Genomic DNA, 255 nt, shown 5'->3' with positions numbered 1-255 from the left:
GCAAGGCTTCAATCGCCGCTTCTGTATCTCTGTGAGCAGAAATGTGATCAGACAGGATAATCTTATTCACAGCGTCAAAAAAGAAAAGCAGGTAGTGCCATTTTCCGCCGATACGGATATAGGTTTCGTCTCCACAAAATTGATCAGATAACTGGTAAGGATAATTCTCCGTAAACGGCTTAACCCATAAGGAGATCACTTCAGCCCAATTTAAAATGGTTTGATGAGATACCTTGACTTGATGAACATCATATA

At 40.4% G+C, this 255-nt stretch carries 1 protein-coding gene; it reads right to left on the bottom strand.

Annotation, left to right across the window (positions count from 1 at the left end; all coding sequences use genetic code 11):
* A partial coding sequence (locus ACYQ2O_RS13285) for a DDE-type integrase/transposase/recombinase (RefSeq protein ID WP_459796839.1) occupies positions 1-255 on the bottom strand: 255 nt, incomplete at both ends.

The sequence above is a fragment of the Alkalibacterium sp. m-11 genome, assembly GCF_054658155.1.
Note: the sequence above shows the minus strand (reverse complement) of the source record. Positions and strands in the feature narration are given on the sequence as shown.